General features: G+C 52.1%; 7 protein-coding genes and 1 tRNA gene. 4 read left to right on the top strand and 4 right to left on the bottom strand.

What is annotated here, in order from left to right; genetic code table 11:
* The first annotated feature begins 269 nt into the window (after window positions 1-269).
* From HDT28_05540 to HDT28_05550, 3 genes are all read left to right on the top strand, one after another.
* A complete protein-coding gene (locus HDT28_05540; GenBank protein ID MBD5132036.1) occupies window positions 270-2,261 on the top strand; it encodes a hypothetical protein in 1,992 nt (663 codons plus the stop codon).
* A gap of 464 nt (window positions 2,262-2,725) precedes the next feature.
* A complete protein-coding gene (locus HDT28_05545; GenBank protein MBD5132037.1) occupies window positions 2,726-4,291 on the top strand; it encodes a CTP synthase in 1,566 nt (521 codons plus the stop codon).
* Between the two features lie 53 nt (window positions 4,292-4,344).
* Window positions 4,345-5,613: a hypothetical protein gene (locus HDT28_05550; GenBank protein MBD5132038.1), complete on the top strand. Its 1,269-nt coding sequence runs from the start codon at window positions 4,345-4,347 to the stop codon at window positions 5,611-5,613.
* Window positions 5,614-5,796: 183 nt separating this feature from the next.
* On the opposite strand, the gene HDT28_05555 is transcribed toward HDT28_05550, so the two are convergent.
* The 3 genes from HDT28_05555 to HDT28_05565 form a co-directional block, all read right to left on the bottom strand.
* Complete coding sequence (locus tag HDT28_05555) at window positions 5,797-7,554, bottom strand: ABC transporter ATP-binding protein (protein ID MBD5132039.1); 1,758 nt, start codon at window positions 7,552-7,554, stop codon at window positions 5,797-5,799.
* A 230-nt stretch (window positions 7,555-7,784) separates the two neighbouring features.
* Window positions 7,785-9,059 (bottom strand): adenylosuccinate synthase, encoded by a 1,275-nt coding sequence (locus tag HDT28_05560; protein MBD5132040.1) that lies wholly within the window; start codon window positions 9,057-9,059, stop codon window positions 7,785-7,787.
* A 36-nt stretch (window positions 9,060-9,095) separates the two neighbouring features.
* Entirely contained in the window at window positions 9,096-13,289 is a 4,194-nt protein-coding gene (locus tag HDT28_05565; GenBank protein ID MBD5132041.1) for a 2-hydroxyacyl-CoA dehydratase, read from the bottom strand.
* A gap of 228 nt (window positions 13,290-13,517) precedes the next feature.
* Between HDT28_05565 and HDT28_05570 the strand changes: the two genes are divergently transcribed.
* On the top strand, window positions 13,518-14,165 hold the full coding sequence (locus tag HDT28_05570) for a flavin reductase (GenBank protein MBD5132042.1): 648 nt from the start codon (window positions 13,518-13,520) through the stop codon (window positions 14,163-14,165).
* 249 nt (window positions 14,166-14,414) lie between these two features.
* On the opposite strand, the gene HDT28_05575 is transcribed toward HDT28_05570, so the two are convergent.
* A tRNA-Leu gene (locus HDT28_05575) sits at window positions 14,415-14,499 on the bottom strand.
* Window positions 14,500-14,694: the final 195 nt, after the last annotated feature.

The following is a 14,694-nucleotide window of genomic DNA, read 5'->3' on the forward strand; positions in this document are numbered from 1 at the left end:
GAGCCTAATAAGGCGTCGCCTTTACTAATGGACAAAAATCTAAAAGAGAAATATTTGTGCGGCGGTCGAATACAATATAATATATTCGACCGTCCAATCAAATTGGACGCACTAAATATTTACGAATGAGTTAAAAGAATAGTTTAGCGGAAATAATTATAAAAAATAATTGATCGGCCTTTACGGTGTTTAAAGGCGTGATACTACGTGTTTTTGCTTAATAAATTATAAACTTAACGATAACGAAATAAAATTATCGCGGAGAATAAATGGATAACGTAAGGTATAATATTTCGCCGTGCGAAGAACGCGAGGTAAACGATTTTATCGATAAAATCGATACTAAGCTTTTCGTTCCAAACGGAACTGTTCGGGCTACCGAGCGTTCGCACTACGACAGATATTCGTTTTTGCGTGACGAAACAAAGGTTGCCGTCGTGTACGATACAACGGCAAGCATAGTGTCAATAACGGGGCGTTACGACTTTGCCAAGGAGCTTCTCGACCTGTTCGGCTCGGACAGCAAATCGGTAAAGCGTTCGACCGTGCCTGCACAGGGTGCGGCGGTTAAGCCCGAAAACACATATTCGATTTCTCAAATGCAGACGACAAATGTCGGCGGCGATATGGGTATGCGCGCCAAGCTATTTGTCGCGCCCGATAGTTTAAGACGGCGCAGTGAGTTCGGACCCGCGCCTACGGTGTTTGCTTCGGCTAAGGGCGCAATCATTTCTACCGACGAAATATTCCCGCCGCAGACTTGTAAGAAGCGTAACGACGGTTTTAAACGCGATATCGCACTTAACGGTAATCGCCCCAACGATAGGTCAAGCAACAGCTTCTCGAACGCGAACGGCGGTACCGGAAGTTTTGGGGGAAACGGTGGCAACGCAGGACATGGCGGACTAGGCGGTAACGGTGGTTTCGGTGGGAACGGCGGAAACGGTGGTACGTCTATTGTTAAACGCCCGCTGACCTCGTACGGCGAGTTCGATGGAAATCGGGTGAATGTACGCCCGCAGCAGGGCGTGAGTAACGTTCAGCGCGATACGGAACATAGTGACGAACGCGACGGGAAGGTCGGTATTGCCATATCTGTGGGCAGCAGAACGCCGAGCTTAACGCCGCGCAGAGCTACTATATCGTTTGGCTCGGACGACGAGGGTAAAACTACGGGCGCGGGATTAAAACCTGCGAGTCGTCCGGATATTCAACAGGCTTCCGACAGCGGCAAGCGAAAGCGCGGAAGACCGCCGAAGAAATTAGCGCAGGCCGATAACGTTACGGGCGAGAAAACGACAATAACGTTTGCTCAGCCTATACCGTCGCCGCAGCAACAGCAATCGGCGCAGGTGAACGCTGCGGCACCAAAAAAGCGCGGCAGACCACCCAAGGATAAATCGGCACAGCCGAGCGCTAAGACCGATAAGACCGAGTATAAGAACGGATATTCGGTTAAGAACTGTCCGCTCAATGCGATAGAGAGTACGGTTAAGTATTTCAAGTCACGCGGCGTCGTGGTGGCGCTCGAACAAACCGACGGCGACGGGGATAAACAGGAGGTCGTGGCGTACACGCTTACTGACGGCATGGGGCAAAAGGTTTTGCTTAGGTACGCGTCTAAGCGCAAAACGCTTCAACTCCAAGGCAAGGAGACCAAGCTGTTTGGCGAGGTCGTGGAGCAGCTTAACCGATATGTAGGCGAGGATCAAAATAAGTTCGAGCAGAACGGCGGAAAGGCGGTGCGCACAGCTAAGGCGGATAAGAAACTCGCCGAGATCGACGCTAAGCTCAAAAAGCGGTTGCCGACGGCGTATGACTTTTTGTCAGAGCAGGCGCGAAAGGATTTCTCGTACGGTATTCACGATTTCGGCGTAAGCGAGCTTGTTTTGAGCGATTATTCGGTTTTGCTTGTGCCTGCGTTCCGCGGGCTTGAACGGTTCGTGTTCGATCTTCAACGCGCCGAGGGTATCAACGTTAAGATGATAGGTCAGGCGTACGACAAGGACGAGAGCGGCAAGTACGTGCTGAAAAGCGGGTATACCAAGCGTATCAACAGCGTTGTGTACGCCGAGGTCATGGTCGCGCTGTATACCGAGTATTTCGCGCAGCGGAATTTCTTTGCGCACTCTGATAATACCGACAGTAATCTTTCTCGGTCTATTCCAGAACGCGCCGACGCTAAGCGCATATTCGATCGGCTGTTGGACGTCGTCGAGTATAACGCAAAAAAGCTCAAAGAGATCAATTTTAAGCTTTAACCTACCTACTTCTTTGAAAAGAAGTAGGCAAGAAACTTTTAGTGTCGTGTGTTTGCAAAAGTGGTTTATTTTACATTACGCCCGAGTAATCTCGTTTCGTTATTAAGTTCTCAACGCCACTTTGAAACAAGCAGGCAATAAACTTTTTGGGTCGTGTCTTTGCTTGGGTGGTTCGTTGTGAGTTACACCCGAGGAACTTTAATTCGTTATAAATTTATCTACGCCATTCTTTCCGTCATTCTGAGGGTTGCCGAAGAATCTCATTTCAACTTAGCTACCTTCGCATGGGTGTAAATAAAGCTTATAACCATAAACGTAACTTTTCTTTGCTTACTTTTTTTATTCAAAAGAAAGTAAGTTTAATTTTTCACGGCTTTCTGTAAAAGCTTGCTTTTATCATGCAATAGTGGTATAATAAATAGGTTATAGGTTACACCATAGACAATCGTAGGAGAATATATCTCATGTCAAAATACATTTTCGTCACCGGCGGCGTTGTGTCGGGCCTGGGCAAGGGAATAACCGCGGCGAGCATGGCTATGCTTATCAAGGCTCAAGGCTATACCGTGGATATCGTTAAGTTCGATCCGTACTTTAACGTGGATTCGCTGTATCTCAGTCCGTACCAGCACGGCGAGGTTTTCGTTACCGACGACGGCGGCGAGGGCGATCTCGTGCTCGGGCATTACGAGCGGTTTTTGGACCAGAACCTTACCGAAAACAGCAATATCACGAGCGGCAAGATATATTCTGCGGTTATCAAGCGCGAGCGCGAAGGCGCGTACGACGGCGAGTCCGTTCAGGTCGTGCCGCATATCACCGACGAGATCAAGCGCACGCTGTACACGCTCAACCGTCCCGAAACGGACGTTGTCGTGTGCGAAATCGGCGGTGTGGTCGGCGATATAGAAAACCATCCTTATCTAGAAGCTATCCGTCAGTGCCGCGGCGAGCTCGGCAAGGGTAACGCGCTGTACGTGCATATTACATACGTTCCTATTATCGAGATGAGCGGAGAGCACAAAACCAAGCCCACGCAGAACTCGGTCAAGGAGCTTCAAAACATAGGTATCAGCCCCGACATTATCGTGTGCCGTTCGGACGAACCGCTCGACGAGGGCGCTAAGAAAAAGCTTTCGTTGTTCTGCAACGTCGACCGCGGCTGTATAATCGAGAGCGTGACTACGCAGGATCTTTTCCAAGTGCCGCTAAGACTGCACGCGCAGAATATCGACGGCGTGGCGCTCACAAAGCTCAAAATGGAAATAAAAGAGCCCAAGCTTTCGGCGTGGGAAGATATGAGCGCGCGCGGCGAAGCGGTCAAGAGCGCAGAAAAGCGCGTGCGTATCGCTATCGTCGGCAAGTACGTGGAAAAGGCGACCGCTTATCAATCGCTTACCGACGCGCTGTGGGCGGCAGGGCTCATGAAGAACGAAGCCGTTGACATCTCGCTCGTATCGAGCGCGGAAGTCGAGCAGAACGTTGATATACTTAAAGGCTACGACGGTATCGTTATCGGCTCGGGCTTCGGCGAGCGCGGGTTTACCGGTAAGATAATCGCCGCTAAGTACGCGCGCGAGAACGACGTGCCGTGCCTTCTTATCGGCTTAGGCGCGCAAGCAGGGCTTGTTGAGTTTGCTCGCAACGTTTGCAACATGACGGGCGCCAACTCGCAGGAATTCGATCAGAACTCGGCGTACGGCGTTGTGACGAGCGTAGAACCGCCCATGCTCAAAAAGGGCGCGTTCCCTACAATGATAACGCCCGGCACCTATCTCAGCCGTATTTACGGCGCGCCCGCTATCAGCGAACGCCACCGCCACCGCTTCGATTTTTCGGGAACGTACGAGCAGTTGTTCTTAAAGAACGGGCTTGTGTTCTCGGGACACTCCCCGACTGGTGTGCCCGAAGCGTTCGAAATTCCCACCAACAAGTTCTTTATCGGCACGATATTCAATCCCGAATACAAGTCGCGGCTTCTCAGCTCGCACCCGTTGTTCGCCGAGTTTATCAAGGTCGTCAGTAAATAAATTAGGAAAAAATGATTTTACCGATAATATTTTGCTGTATAACGTGTATCGTTATGATACTGAGCATTTTATTCTTTCCCAAGATAAAGCTCGGCAAAATACGTATCGATACCTATTGGGTAGTAACGATTGTAGGCGCAATCGTTATTTTCCTTTGCGCGGATACCGACTTCGCGACGGTAGGCAATGCGTTAATAGCCGACACGGCGATCAACCCGCTGAAAATTTTGGTGCTGTTCCTGTCGATGACGGTGCTGTCGATATTCCTCGACGAGCTCGGGTTTTTCAGCTACCTCGCGAGCGTTACGCTCAAAAAAGCCAAGACGGGGCAGATAAGACTTTTTTTGTATTTGTATTTGATCGTATCGGTGCTTACGGTCTTTACCTCGAATGATATTATAATACTTTCGTTCACGCCGTTCATTTGTTACTTCGCCAAGAACGCAAAAATCAACCCCATGCCGTATCTCGCCGCCGAGTTCGTAGCGGCAAATACGTGGAGTATGGCGCTTATCATAGGCAACCCGACGAATATCTATCTAGCGACCGCGTGCGGACTGGGGTTTGCCGAATACCTTAAATACAGCTTTATCCCGACGATTTTCGCAGGGCTAGTCGCACTCGGTGCGCTGCTGTTAGTATACGGGCGCAAGCTAAAAACGCCGATAGAAGGCGAGAGCGAACAGGTCGTAATAAAAGATAAACTATTATTATGGGTGGGTATCGCGCACCTCGGCGTGTGTACCGTCCTGCTCGCCGTCGGGTCGTATATAAATTTGGAAATGTGGCTCATTGCCGTGTGCGCGGTGGGGAGCTTGTTTATATTCACGGGCATAATTTCCATCGTGCGGAGGAGAAAGCCGGAAGCGCTTATAGGCTGCCTTAAACGCGCGCCGTACCAGTTGGTGCCGTTCGTGCTGTCCATGTTCGTAATGATAGTTGTGCTTGGCGACGTGGGCGTTACAGCTAGGATAGGCGAGTTTTTGGGCAGCGATCTATCGATATTAAAGTACGGCACGACTTCCTTTATAGCCGCGAACGTAATAAATAATATCCCTATGTCCGTATTGTTCTCGTCGATCATTTCGGGCAGTAACGGCATGGCGGGACTGCCCGCAGTGTTCGCAACCGTTATCGGCTCGAATATCGGCGCGTTCATGACCCCGATAGGCGCGCTCGCCGGCATTATGTTCAGCTCGATAATAGGCAAGCACGACCTTAAATTCGGGTATCTCGACTTTTTGAAAATCGGCGTTACCGTCGCTATCCCCACGCTGTTCGCCGCGCTCGGCGGACTGTGGCTCGCCGTAACCGTGTTTTAGAAAATATTATTAATTTTGAAAAAGGTAGTTGAGCTCAACTACCTTTAAATAAAAGCGTAAAAGTTTCTTGCCTACCTCTTTTCAAAGAAGTAGAGATTCTTCGCTGACGCTCAGAATGACATAATTGTGCATACAACTAACGCAAGTTTTCTTTGCTTACTTTCTTTCGAAAAAGAAAGTAAGTTATAAATTCTTAAACTGATAATCGTATAAGCTCTTGTAAATGCCGCCGAGGGCGATAAGTTCGTCGTGAGTGCCGCGTTCCTCTACGCCGCCCTCGGTAATGACGATTATCTCGTCGGCGGACTTGACGGTGGACAGGCGGTGCGCCACGACTAGGGTAGTGCGGTCATGCGACAGGTCGTTGAGCGCGGACTGGATAAGCATTTCGGTCGCGTTGTCGAGCGCGCTCGTCGCTTCGTCGAGTATGAGTATTGGCGGGTTTTTGAGGAACGCCCGCGCTATCGATATGCGCTGTTTCTGCCCGCCGCTGAGTTTAACGCCGCGCTCGCCGACGTTGGTATCGTACCCGTGTTCGAGCGAGGAAATATACTCGTGTATGTTCGCGCGCTTAGCCGCTTCTATTATTTGTTCGTCCGTCGCGTCGAAGTCGCCGTACGCGATATTCTCTTTTATCGTGCCGTTGAACAGGAAAACGTCCTGCGCGACCATGCCGATATTCCGCCTGAGCGCAGCGCGGCTCAAATCGCGGATGTCGTACCCATCGACGGTTATTCTGCCGCTGTCGATCTCGTAAAAGCGGGGGATAAGATGACAAAGCGTGGTCTTACCGCCGCCCGACGGACCGACAAGCGCGACCGTCTTGCCAGACGGGATAGTCAGCGAGAAATCTCGAATTACCTTTTTCGCTTCGCCCGTTCCGTCGTCCGCGCCGTCCTGATTGTAGCCGAACGTAACGTTATCGAATACGATATTGCCGTCCAGTCGTTCGGGGCTAAGCGCGTTCTCGCTCTCGGGCTCTATGGGCACGTCCATGATATCGCAAAACCGCTTGAACCCCGTCGCGCCTTCCTGTATCTGGTCGTAGATATTGACGAGCGTGCGGATAGGCGTTATGAGAGTGGAAATATACAGCACGAACGCGGTAAAGTCGCCGACGTTTATCTTGCCGTAGTAAAAGAACAGTCCGCCCGCGAGCAGTACGGCAAAATACAGGAAATCGAGAAACAGCGTCATTGTCGAGTGGAACTCGCCTAGGACCCTGAACTGTTTACTGCGCGACTTGACGAGCGCGGCGTTTTCGCCCTCGAACTTTCGGCATTCGTGAAGTTCCGCATTGTACGCACGCGAAACGCGCATACCCGAAATCGCGCTTTCTATGTCGGCGGTGATTTCGGCTTGCGCTATGCGCGATTGATTATACACGCGCTTCATGCGCTTGCGCATGAGTATTGCGTACACGACCACGATCGGTATGAACGCGAACACTATAAGCGCGAGATAGATATTCATTGTGGCGAGCACAGCGAACGCGCCGACTATCGTCACGATCGACAGGAACACATCCTCGGGACCGTGGTGGGCGAGCTCGGAGACCTGGAACAGATCGTTCGTCATGCGGCTCATGATAACGCCCGTCTTGTTATCGTCGAAGTAAGTGAAGGGCAGCTTTTGCAGGTGCGCGAACAGCTCACGACGCATATCCGCTTGCATACGCACGCCGACGATATGTCCCCACGAGTGCATGATATAGTTAAGTCCTGCCTTGATAGCATAAAAGGCGAGCAAAAACGCCGCAGCCGATAACAGCATTGTCATCATGCGGTTGGGAACGTAGTTGTTTATTATCTCTTTGGTGATATACGGGTATACGAGATTGAACAAGGATATCGTAAGCGCGCATACCATGTCGAGAATAAATAACGCTTTATGCGGCTTGTAGTATGATACAAACCGTTTGATTAGGTGTTGGTTTTTCATTTTAATTAGAAATACGTAGAATTAATAATGCCCGACACCACTACGGGGTCCCCCTTTCTCAATAGGGGAAGGCGAATAAGGTTGAGATTTTTCGCTGACGCTTAGAATGATGGAGTGGCGTTGAGTAATAAATAACGACACGAAGCTAATCGGGTGTAGCGTTTAATGAACCACTTAGGCAAATACACGACATTAAAAGTTTCTTGCCTACTTCTTTTCAAAGAAGTAGGTTATTTGGATATATTTTGATCTCTGTCGGGACCGACGCCGATCATGGTGACGGGGCAGTCAATAAGTTTTTCTATCGCTTTAATATAGTTCTGCGCGGCTTTCGGCAGTTCCATAAAGGACTTGCAGCCCGAAAGGTCTTCCGTCCAGCCCTCGTACTCCTCGTAAACGGGCGTAATGCCTTCGAGCATACTGATATCGGCGGGGAAGTCCGTGGTTTCGGTGCCGTCGGCAAGGATATACTTAGTTGCAATCTTTAATTTCTTAATGCCCGAAAGTGTGTCGAGCTTATTGATAGCGAGCGCGGTAAGTCCGTTTATGCGCACGGCGAGCCGAAGTATGACCGCGTCCAGCCAGCCGCAGCGCCGCGCTCTGCCTGTCGTAACGCCGTACTCGCGCCCGACCTTTAATAAATGCTCTCCGACTTCGTCGTTGAGCTCGGTAGGGAACGGACCCGCGCCAACGCGCGTGGTGTACGACTTGGCAATGCCCAAGCATTCCTTGATAGCGGTAGGCCCGACGCCCGCGCCCGCGCAGAACCCGCCAGTTATCGGGTGCGAGCTCGTGACGAACGGGTACGTGCCGCTATCTAGGTCGAGAAGCGTGCCCTGCGCGCCCTCGAATACTACGCGCTTATTCGCTTTAATGGCGTTATAAAGCACCGCGCCCGTATCGCACGCGAACGGTTTAAGGCGTTTGGCGTACTCTATATACTCGGCGTAGATCTCGTCGAAGTCGAGCGGTTTGCCGCCGTATACAGCGGTGATTATTTTGTTTTTGAGTTCGAGATTGGCTTTGAGCTTTTGCGCGAAAACCTCGGGGTTGAGGAAATCGATAAGCCTTATGCCTATGCGGTCGCATTTGTCGGCGTAGCACGGCCCGATACCGCGCTTGGTCGTGCCGATAGCGTTCGCGCCCTTAGCCTTTTCCGCGAGCTCGTCGAACTCCTTGTGATAGGGCATGACGATATGCGCGCGAAGATCGATCAAAAGCTTGTCGAACTTAACACCGAGCGCGGCAAGGCTGTCCATTTCTTCGAGCACTACTTTGGGATCGAGCACTACGCCGTTACCGATTATATTGACGGTGTCGGGGTAGAGAATACCGCTCGGGATGAGATGAAGCTTATAGGTCTTGTCGCCGTTGACGACGGTGTGACCGGCGTTGCTTCCGCCCGTAGCGCGAACTACGTAGTCCGCGTTTTGCGCCAAGATATCGATTATCTTGCCTTTGCCTTCATCGCCCCACTGAGCGCCGACTAATGCTGTTGTGTTCATGGTTCTACCTCTGAATTTAAGGATAAATTTTATTGATTAGCTGTTGTGGATACTGTCGAATGCTACCGACATCATGAGCTTGATACGGTTGATTTGGTTGACCTCGCTCGCGCCGGGGTCGTAGTCCACGGCGACGATATTCGATTGCGGGTACTGGCGTTTGAGCTCTTTCATGACGCCCTTGCCTGTAACGTGGTTGGGCAGGCAGGCGAACGGCTGCATACAAATGATATTGGGCGCGCCTTCCTCGATAAGCTCTATCATTTCGGCGGTCAGGAACCAGCCTTCGCCGACCATAGTGCCGAGTGACGTTACTTCCTTGGCTTTCTTAGCAAGCTTTTCTATGCGCGTCGGTGCGCCGAACTTGGTGTCGCGCAGTGCGTCGATCATGGGCTTGCGCAAATGCTCGATAAACTTGATAGCGACGTTAGACACAAGCTTAGCCTTGCCCGAGCCGTCGAGCAGGTCGTGCTTGATTGTCGAGTCGTAGAACGAGTACATGAAGAAGTCGAGTAGGTCGGGCACGACCGCTTCACCGCCTTCCTTTTCGATAAGGTCTACGGCGTAGTTATTGGCGAGCGGGTGGAACTTGACGAGTATCTCGCCGACGATACCCACGCGCGGCTTGGCTATATCGAGCGTTTCGACCGCGCCGAACTCGGCGACAATCTGCTTGCAGTATTTCTTAACGGGCACGTTGGCGCTCGCAAACTCCTTGCCGAGCAGGTCGTTCCACTTCTGGTAAAGCGCCTGGGTCGCGCCTTTTTCCTTTTCGTAGGGGCGTACCCTGTACAGACAGCGCATGAGTAGATCGCCGTATAAAAGCGCGTTTACGAGCGGAATGAGCTCTTTTAGCCCGATACTGAACCCCGGGTTCTTCTCGATGCCCTGTGCGGACAGCGAGATCACGGGGATCTGCGCCATGCCCGCGCTTTTGAGCGCGCGGCGGATAAGCGCTATGTAGTTTGTGGCGCGGCACCCGCCGCCCGTTTGGGTCATGATGATTGCCGTGCGGTCGAGGTCGTACTTGCCCGAAAGCAGCGCGTCCATGATCTCGCCGACGACGACTATGGTAGGGTAGCACGCGTCGTTGTTTACATATTTAAGCCCCGCGGCGATCGAGTTGTCGCTGTCGGGCAGGACTTGAACGTTATAGCCGAACCGCCTTAGCGCGGGCTGAACGAGGTCGAGGTGGTAGGGCGAGATCTGCGGCGCAAGTATTGTATATTCCTTGCGCATCTGTTCGGTGAACAATACGCGCTTTTCTTGCGGCGCGGGCTCGGTCGCCGATATTTTTTTGATCTGTCTGTCCTTGATGACAGCCATTAGCGAGCGTATGCGTATGCGCGCCGCGCCGAGGTTGCTGACCTCGTCTATCTTTAAGAGCGTGTATACCTTGTTTGCCGCTTCGAGTAGTTCTTGGACCTGGTCGGTCGTTACCGCGTCGAGCCCGCAGCCGAACGAGTTGAGCTGAACGAGGTCGAGGTTGTCGCGCGTTCTTACGAAGTTCGCCGCGCTGTACAGCCGCGAGTGGTAGGTCCACTGGTCGACAACGCGGAGCGGTCTCGGCGCGCGGTGCAGGTGCGCCACGCTGTCCTCGGTGAGAACGGCGAACCCGTAAGAGTTTATCATTTGCGGCACGCCGTGGTTTATTTCGGGGTCGAGATGATAGGGGCGGCCCGCGAGCACTATGCCGTGCCCGCCGTTCTCGTCGAGCTCTTTTATGATTTCCTCGCCGCGGCGGCGCGACCAATCGTTAAATTCGCGCTGTTCGGCGTATGCCTTTTTGACGGCGGCGGCGATTTTGCGCTTGGGGATATCGGGAAATTCCTCTTTGAGCCGTTCGGTCATGCGCTTTTGCGAAGCGAACGGCAGGAAGGGAGCCATGAATTTGACATCGTTATTTATAAACTCGTCGCGCATATTGAGCCGCAAAACCTCGGGGTACGACCCGACGACGGGGCAGTTATAGTGGTTGTCGGCGTGCTCGTCCTCTTTGCGCTCGTACGGCAGGCAGGGATAGAAAACGAACTTCACGCCGTCGTCGATGAGCGACTGGATATGCCCGTGCGCTATCTTTGCGGGGTAGCAAACGCTTTCGCTCGGCATTGTTTCTATGCCGCGGGAATACACGTCGCGGCTCGACCGCGGCGACAGCTTGACCGAATACCCGAGCTCGGTGAAAAGGGTGAACCAGAACGGGTAGTTTTCGTAAAGATTGAGTACGCGCGGAATACCGACCGTGCCGCGCGGCGCTTTGTCCTCGGGCAGCGGGCGGTAGTAGGCGAACAGCCGTTTGTATTTTTCGTCGAATAGGTTCGGCGGTTTTTTTTGCGATTTCTCGGGCGCGTTGCCTCCGCGTTCGCAACGGTTGTTGGATATGAACGTGCGCCCGTCGTCGAACTCCGATACGGTAAGCAGGCAGTGGTTGCCGCACTTTTCGCATCTACGCGACGACTTGACAACGCGGAACGCTTCAAGCTCCGCTTTCGTTTTGATCGAGCTTTTGCCGCCCGTGTAGTTGTTGCGGCTTATTAGCGCCGCGCCGTACGCGCCCATGAGCCCCGCTTGGTTGGGGCGAACGACCTCGCGCCCGGACACAAGCTCGAATGCGCGCAAAACCGCTTCATTTAGGAACGTTCCGCCCTGGACAATGACCTTGCTGCCCATTTCGGCGGCGTCGCGCAGCTTGATAACCTTAAACAATGCGTTTTTGACGACCGAGTAGGCGAGCCCTGCCGAAATATCGGCGACTGTCGCGCCTTCCTTTTGCGCCTGCTTGACGCGCGAGTTCATAAACACGGTACAGCGCGAGCCGAGATCGACGGGGGCGGCGGACTGCACGCCCACCTTGGAAAACTCGGCGGCGTTCATGCCGATAGCGCGCGCGAACGTTTCTATAAAGCTTCCGCAACCCGACGAGCACGCCTCGTTCAGAAGAATATCGGTGATAACGCCGTCCTTGATGCGCAGGCATTTCATGTCCTGCCCGCCGATATCAAGTAGGAATTCTACGCCGGGGAGTATGGTTTGCGACGCGGTGAGGTGCGCCATTGTTTCGATCTCGCCGTTGTCGAGGTTGAGCGCCGTTTTTATAAGGCTCTCGCCGTAGCCCGTTATCGTGCCGTAGCCGATAAACGCGTTCTCGGGCAAAAGATCGTATATCTGTTTGACTATATCGATGACCGAAGCGAGCGGATCGCCAGAGTTCGAGCCGTACCACGAATACAAAAGCCCGCCGTCCTTGTCGATAAGCGCCGCTTTTGTAGTGGTCGAGCCCGCGTCGATACCGAGGAACGCCGCGCCCTTGTGTTGCTGTATGTCGGCGAATGGTATAGACACCTTGCTGTGCCGCAAACGGAACTCTGTCAGTTCGTCTTTGGACTTGAAAAGGGGATCGAGCCGCGAGACCTCGGCGTCGGCAATATCCTTTACGCGCTCTAACTTTTCGAGCAATTCCTTATTCGTAAACTGTTTTTCGGACTTGTATGCCGCGCCGATAGCGTTGAAAACCTGCGAGTTCTCGGGAAAAATCGACTTTTCGGGATTGAGCGTGACCTCGAACCTATGTCCGAGCTCGCTCAAAAAGTGCAACGGCCCGCCGAGAAATGCGACGTTGCCGCGAATGGGCTTGCCGCAAGCAAGACCCGAAATGGTCTGATTGACTACCGACTGGAAAACGGACGCCGCTATGTCAGACTTTTTCGCACCGTCGTTGATGAGCGGCTGAATATCCGACTTGGCGAAAACCCCGCACCGCGACGCGATGGGGTAGATAATGGACGCGTCCTTGGCGAGCGTGTTAAGCCCCTGCGCGTCGGTGTTGAGAAGGACCGCCATTTGGTCGATGAACGCGCCCGTGCCGCCGGCGCAGGTGCCGTTCATGCGCTGTTCGACGCCGCCTTTAAGGTAGGTGATCTTGGCGTCCTCGCCGCCGAGCTCGATAGCTACGTCCGTTTCGGGAATTAGCCGTTTAATAGCCTCGACCCCTGCGATAACCTCTTGAACAAACGGTATGCCGAGCCACTCGGACACGGAAATACCGCCCGAGCCCGTCACAGTAATGGTAAAGGTATTGTAATTTTTAAGCAGGTCTTTGAGTACGGAATATAAAGTAGCGCGCACGTCCGAATTGTGCCGCTGATAACTCGAATGAACGAGCGTGTCTCTTTCGTCGAGCACCGCCGTCTTGATGGTCGTAGAACCTATATCCAAACCGATGCGATACATATTTTAGTCCTTTGAAAAGCCGAAGGAAACGCCGAAAAACTGGCAATTCCTATCCTTATAATATATATACCCTATAAGTGTATATTAAATCGCATGAAAAGTCAAGCGAAAACGATTGCCGCGCAGTTTACTAAACCTTGGTTTTAACTCTTTACAAAAAGGGAAAAACTATGTATAATATGTACGACGTATAATAAGTACGACAAAATCTATTTAAGGAGAATAACCATGTCAAACAGTATAATCACCAAGCTTTCCTACGGCGTGTACGTTGTAACGAGTTGGTCGGAAGGTAAGCCGATGGGCTGCGTAGCCAACTGCGCCGTGCAGATAACGGCGGAGCCCGCCACGTTTGCCGTCAGTATCAATCATTCCAACTTCACCAACGAGTGTATCAAGAAATCGGGCAAGTTCGCCATTTCCATACTTGCCGAGGACAGCGATCCCAAGATCATAGGCACGTTCGGGTTCAAGTCGGGCAGGGATATAGACAAGTTCGACGGCGTGGACTACAAGGTGGAAGGCAGACTGCCCGTTCTGACCGACAGCTGCGGCTATATCGTTTGTGACGTGATAAACACGATGGAAACGCCCACGCATACTGTGTTCCTGGGCGAGCTTCGCGCCGCCGAGCAGTTGAACAACCGCAACCCCATGACGTACGACTATTACCATAAGGAGATCAAGGGCAGCGCGCCTAAGACCGCGCCGACCTACTTCGAGGATAAGTCGACTCCCGCCGCGAGCGCGAAAAAGCCGACCAAAAAATTCAAGTGCGAGCTTTGCGGCTATATCTACGAGGGCGACGAGCTTCCCGCCGATTACGTTTGCCCTATCTGCGGCGTAGGTCCCGAGAACTTCGTGGAAGTGGAATAGGGAATAGGGCACAGGGCGTAAGGTTCAGGTAATAATATAAAAAACCACGGATAGAAAATCTATCCGTGGTTTTTTGGTGCGGAGGACGAGACTGGCGCGTATTGCTTCGCAATCCGCCCGCGACGCAGCGTAGCTGCTCGCGCGTTCGCTAAAAATATGCCACAGGCATATTTTCTTAACGCTCACGCCCCAAGGAGTTCAAGTCTCGATAATAAAAAATATGAACAGGGTAGACCTGTTCATATTTTTTGGTGCGGAGGACGAGACTTGAACTCGTACGGTGTTACCCACAGGCTTCTGAGACCTGCGCGTCTGCCAATTTCGCCACCCCCGCGCACCTTTACAATTATATATTGTGCGGTTAAATTTGTCAAGCGTTTGCGCCCAACCTAAATTTTTCAATATTTTCTAAAACTTATGTCGAAAAAACTCTTAAAAGTATTGACAAATTGTGAACAATGTGTTAACATTTACCTGTATACATACGAAATTATGAACAAATTGTAAACAAACGATTTGTTTTCGTAGT

The sequence above is a fragment of the Clostridiales bacterium genome (genome assembly GCA_014799665.1).
Lineage (GTDB): Bacteria > Bacillota > Clostridia > Christensenellales > Pumilibacteraceae > Anaerocaecibacter.

What these genes read in the sequence shown, in the direction of transcription:
- HDT28_05545 (MBD5132037.1), top strand. Translation starts at nt 2,726, where the DNA reads ATGTCAAAATACATTTTCGTCACCGGCGGCGTTGTGTCGGGCCTGGGC.
- HDT28_05560 (MBD5132040.1), bottom strand. Translation starts at nt 9,059, where the DNA reads ATGAACACAACAGCATTAGTCGGCGCTCAGTGGGGCGATGAAGGCAAA.
- HDT28_05565 (MBD5132041.1), bottom strand. Translation starts at nt 13,289, where the DNA reads ATGTATCGCATCGGTTTGGATATAGGTTCTACGACCATCAAGACGGCG.
- HDT28_05555 (MBD5132039.1), bottom strand. Translation starts at nt 7,554, where the DNA reads ATGAAAAACCAACACCTAATCAAACGGTTTGTATCATACTACAAGCCG.
- HDT28_05550 (MBD5132038.1), top strand. Translation starts at nt 4,345, where the DNA reads ATGATACTGAGCATTTTATTCTTTCCCAAGATAAAGCTCGGCAAAATA.
- HDT28_05570 (MBD5132042.1), top strand. Translation starts at nt 13,518, where the DNA reads ATGTCAAACAGTATAATCACCAAGCTTTCCTACGGCGTGTACGTTGTA.
- HDT28_05540 (MBD5132036.1), top strand. Translation starts at nt 270, where the DNA reads ATGGATAACGTAAGGTATAATATTTCGCCGTGCGAAGAACGCGAGGTA.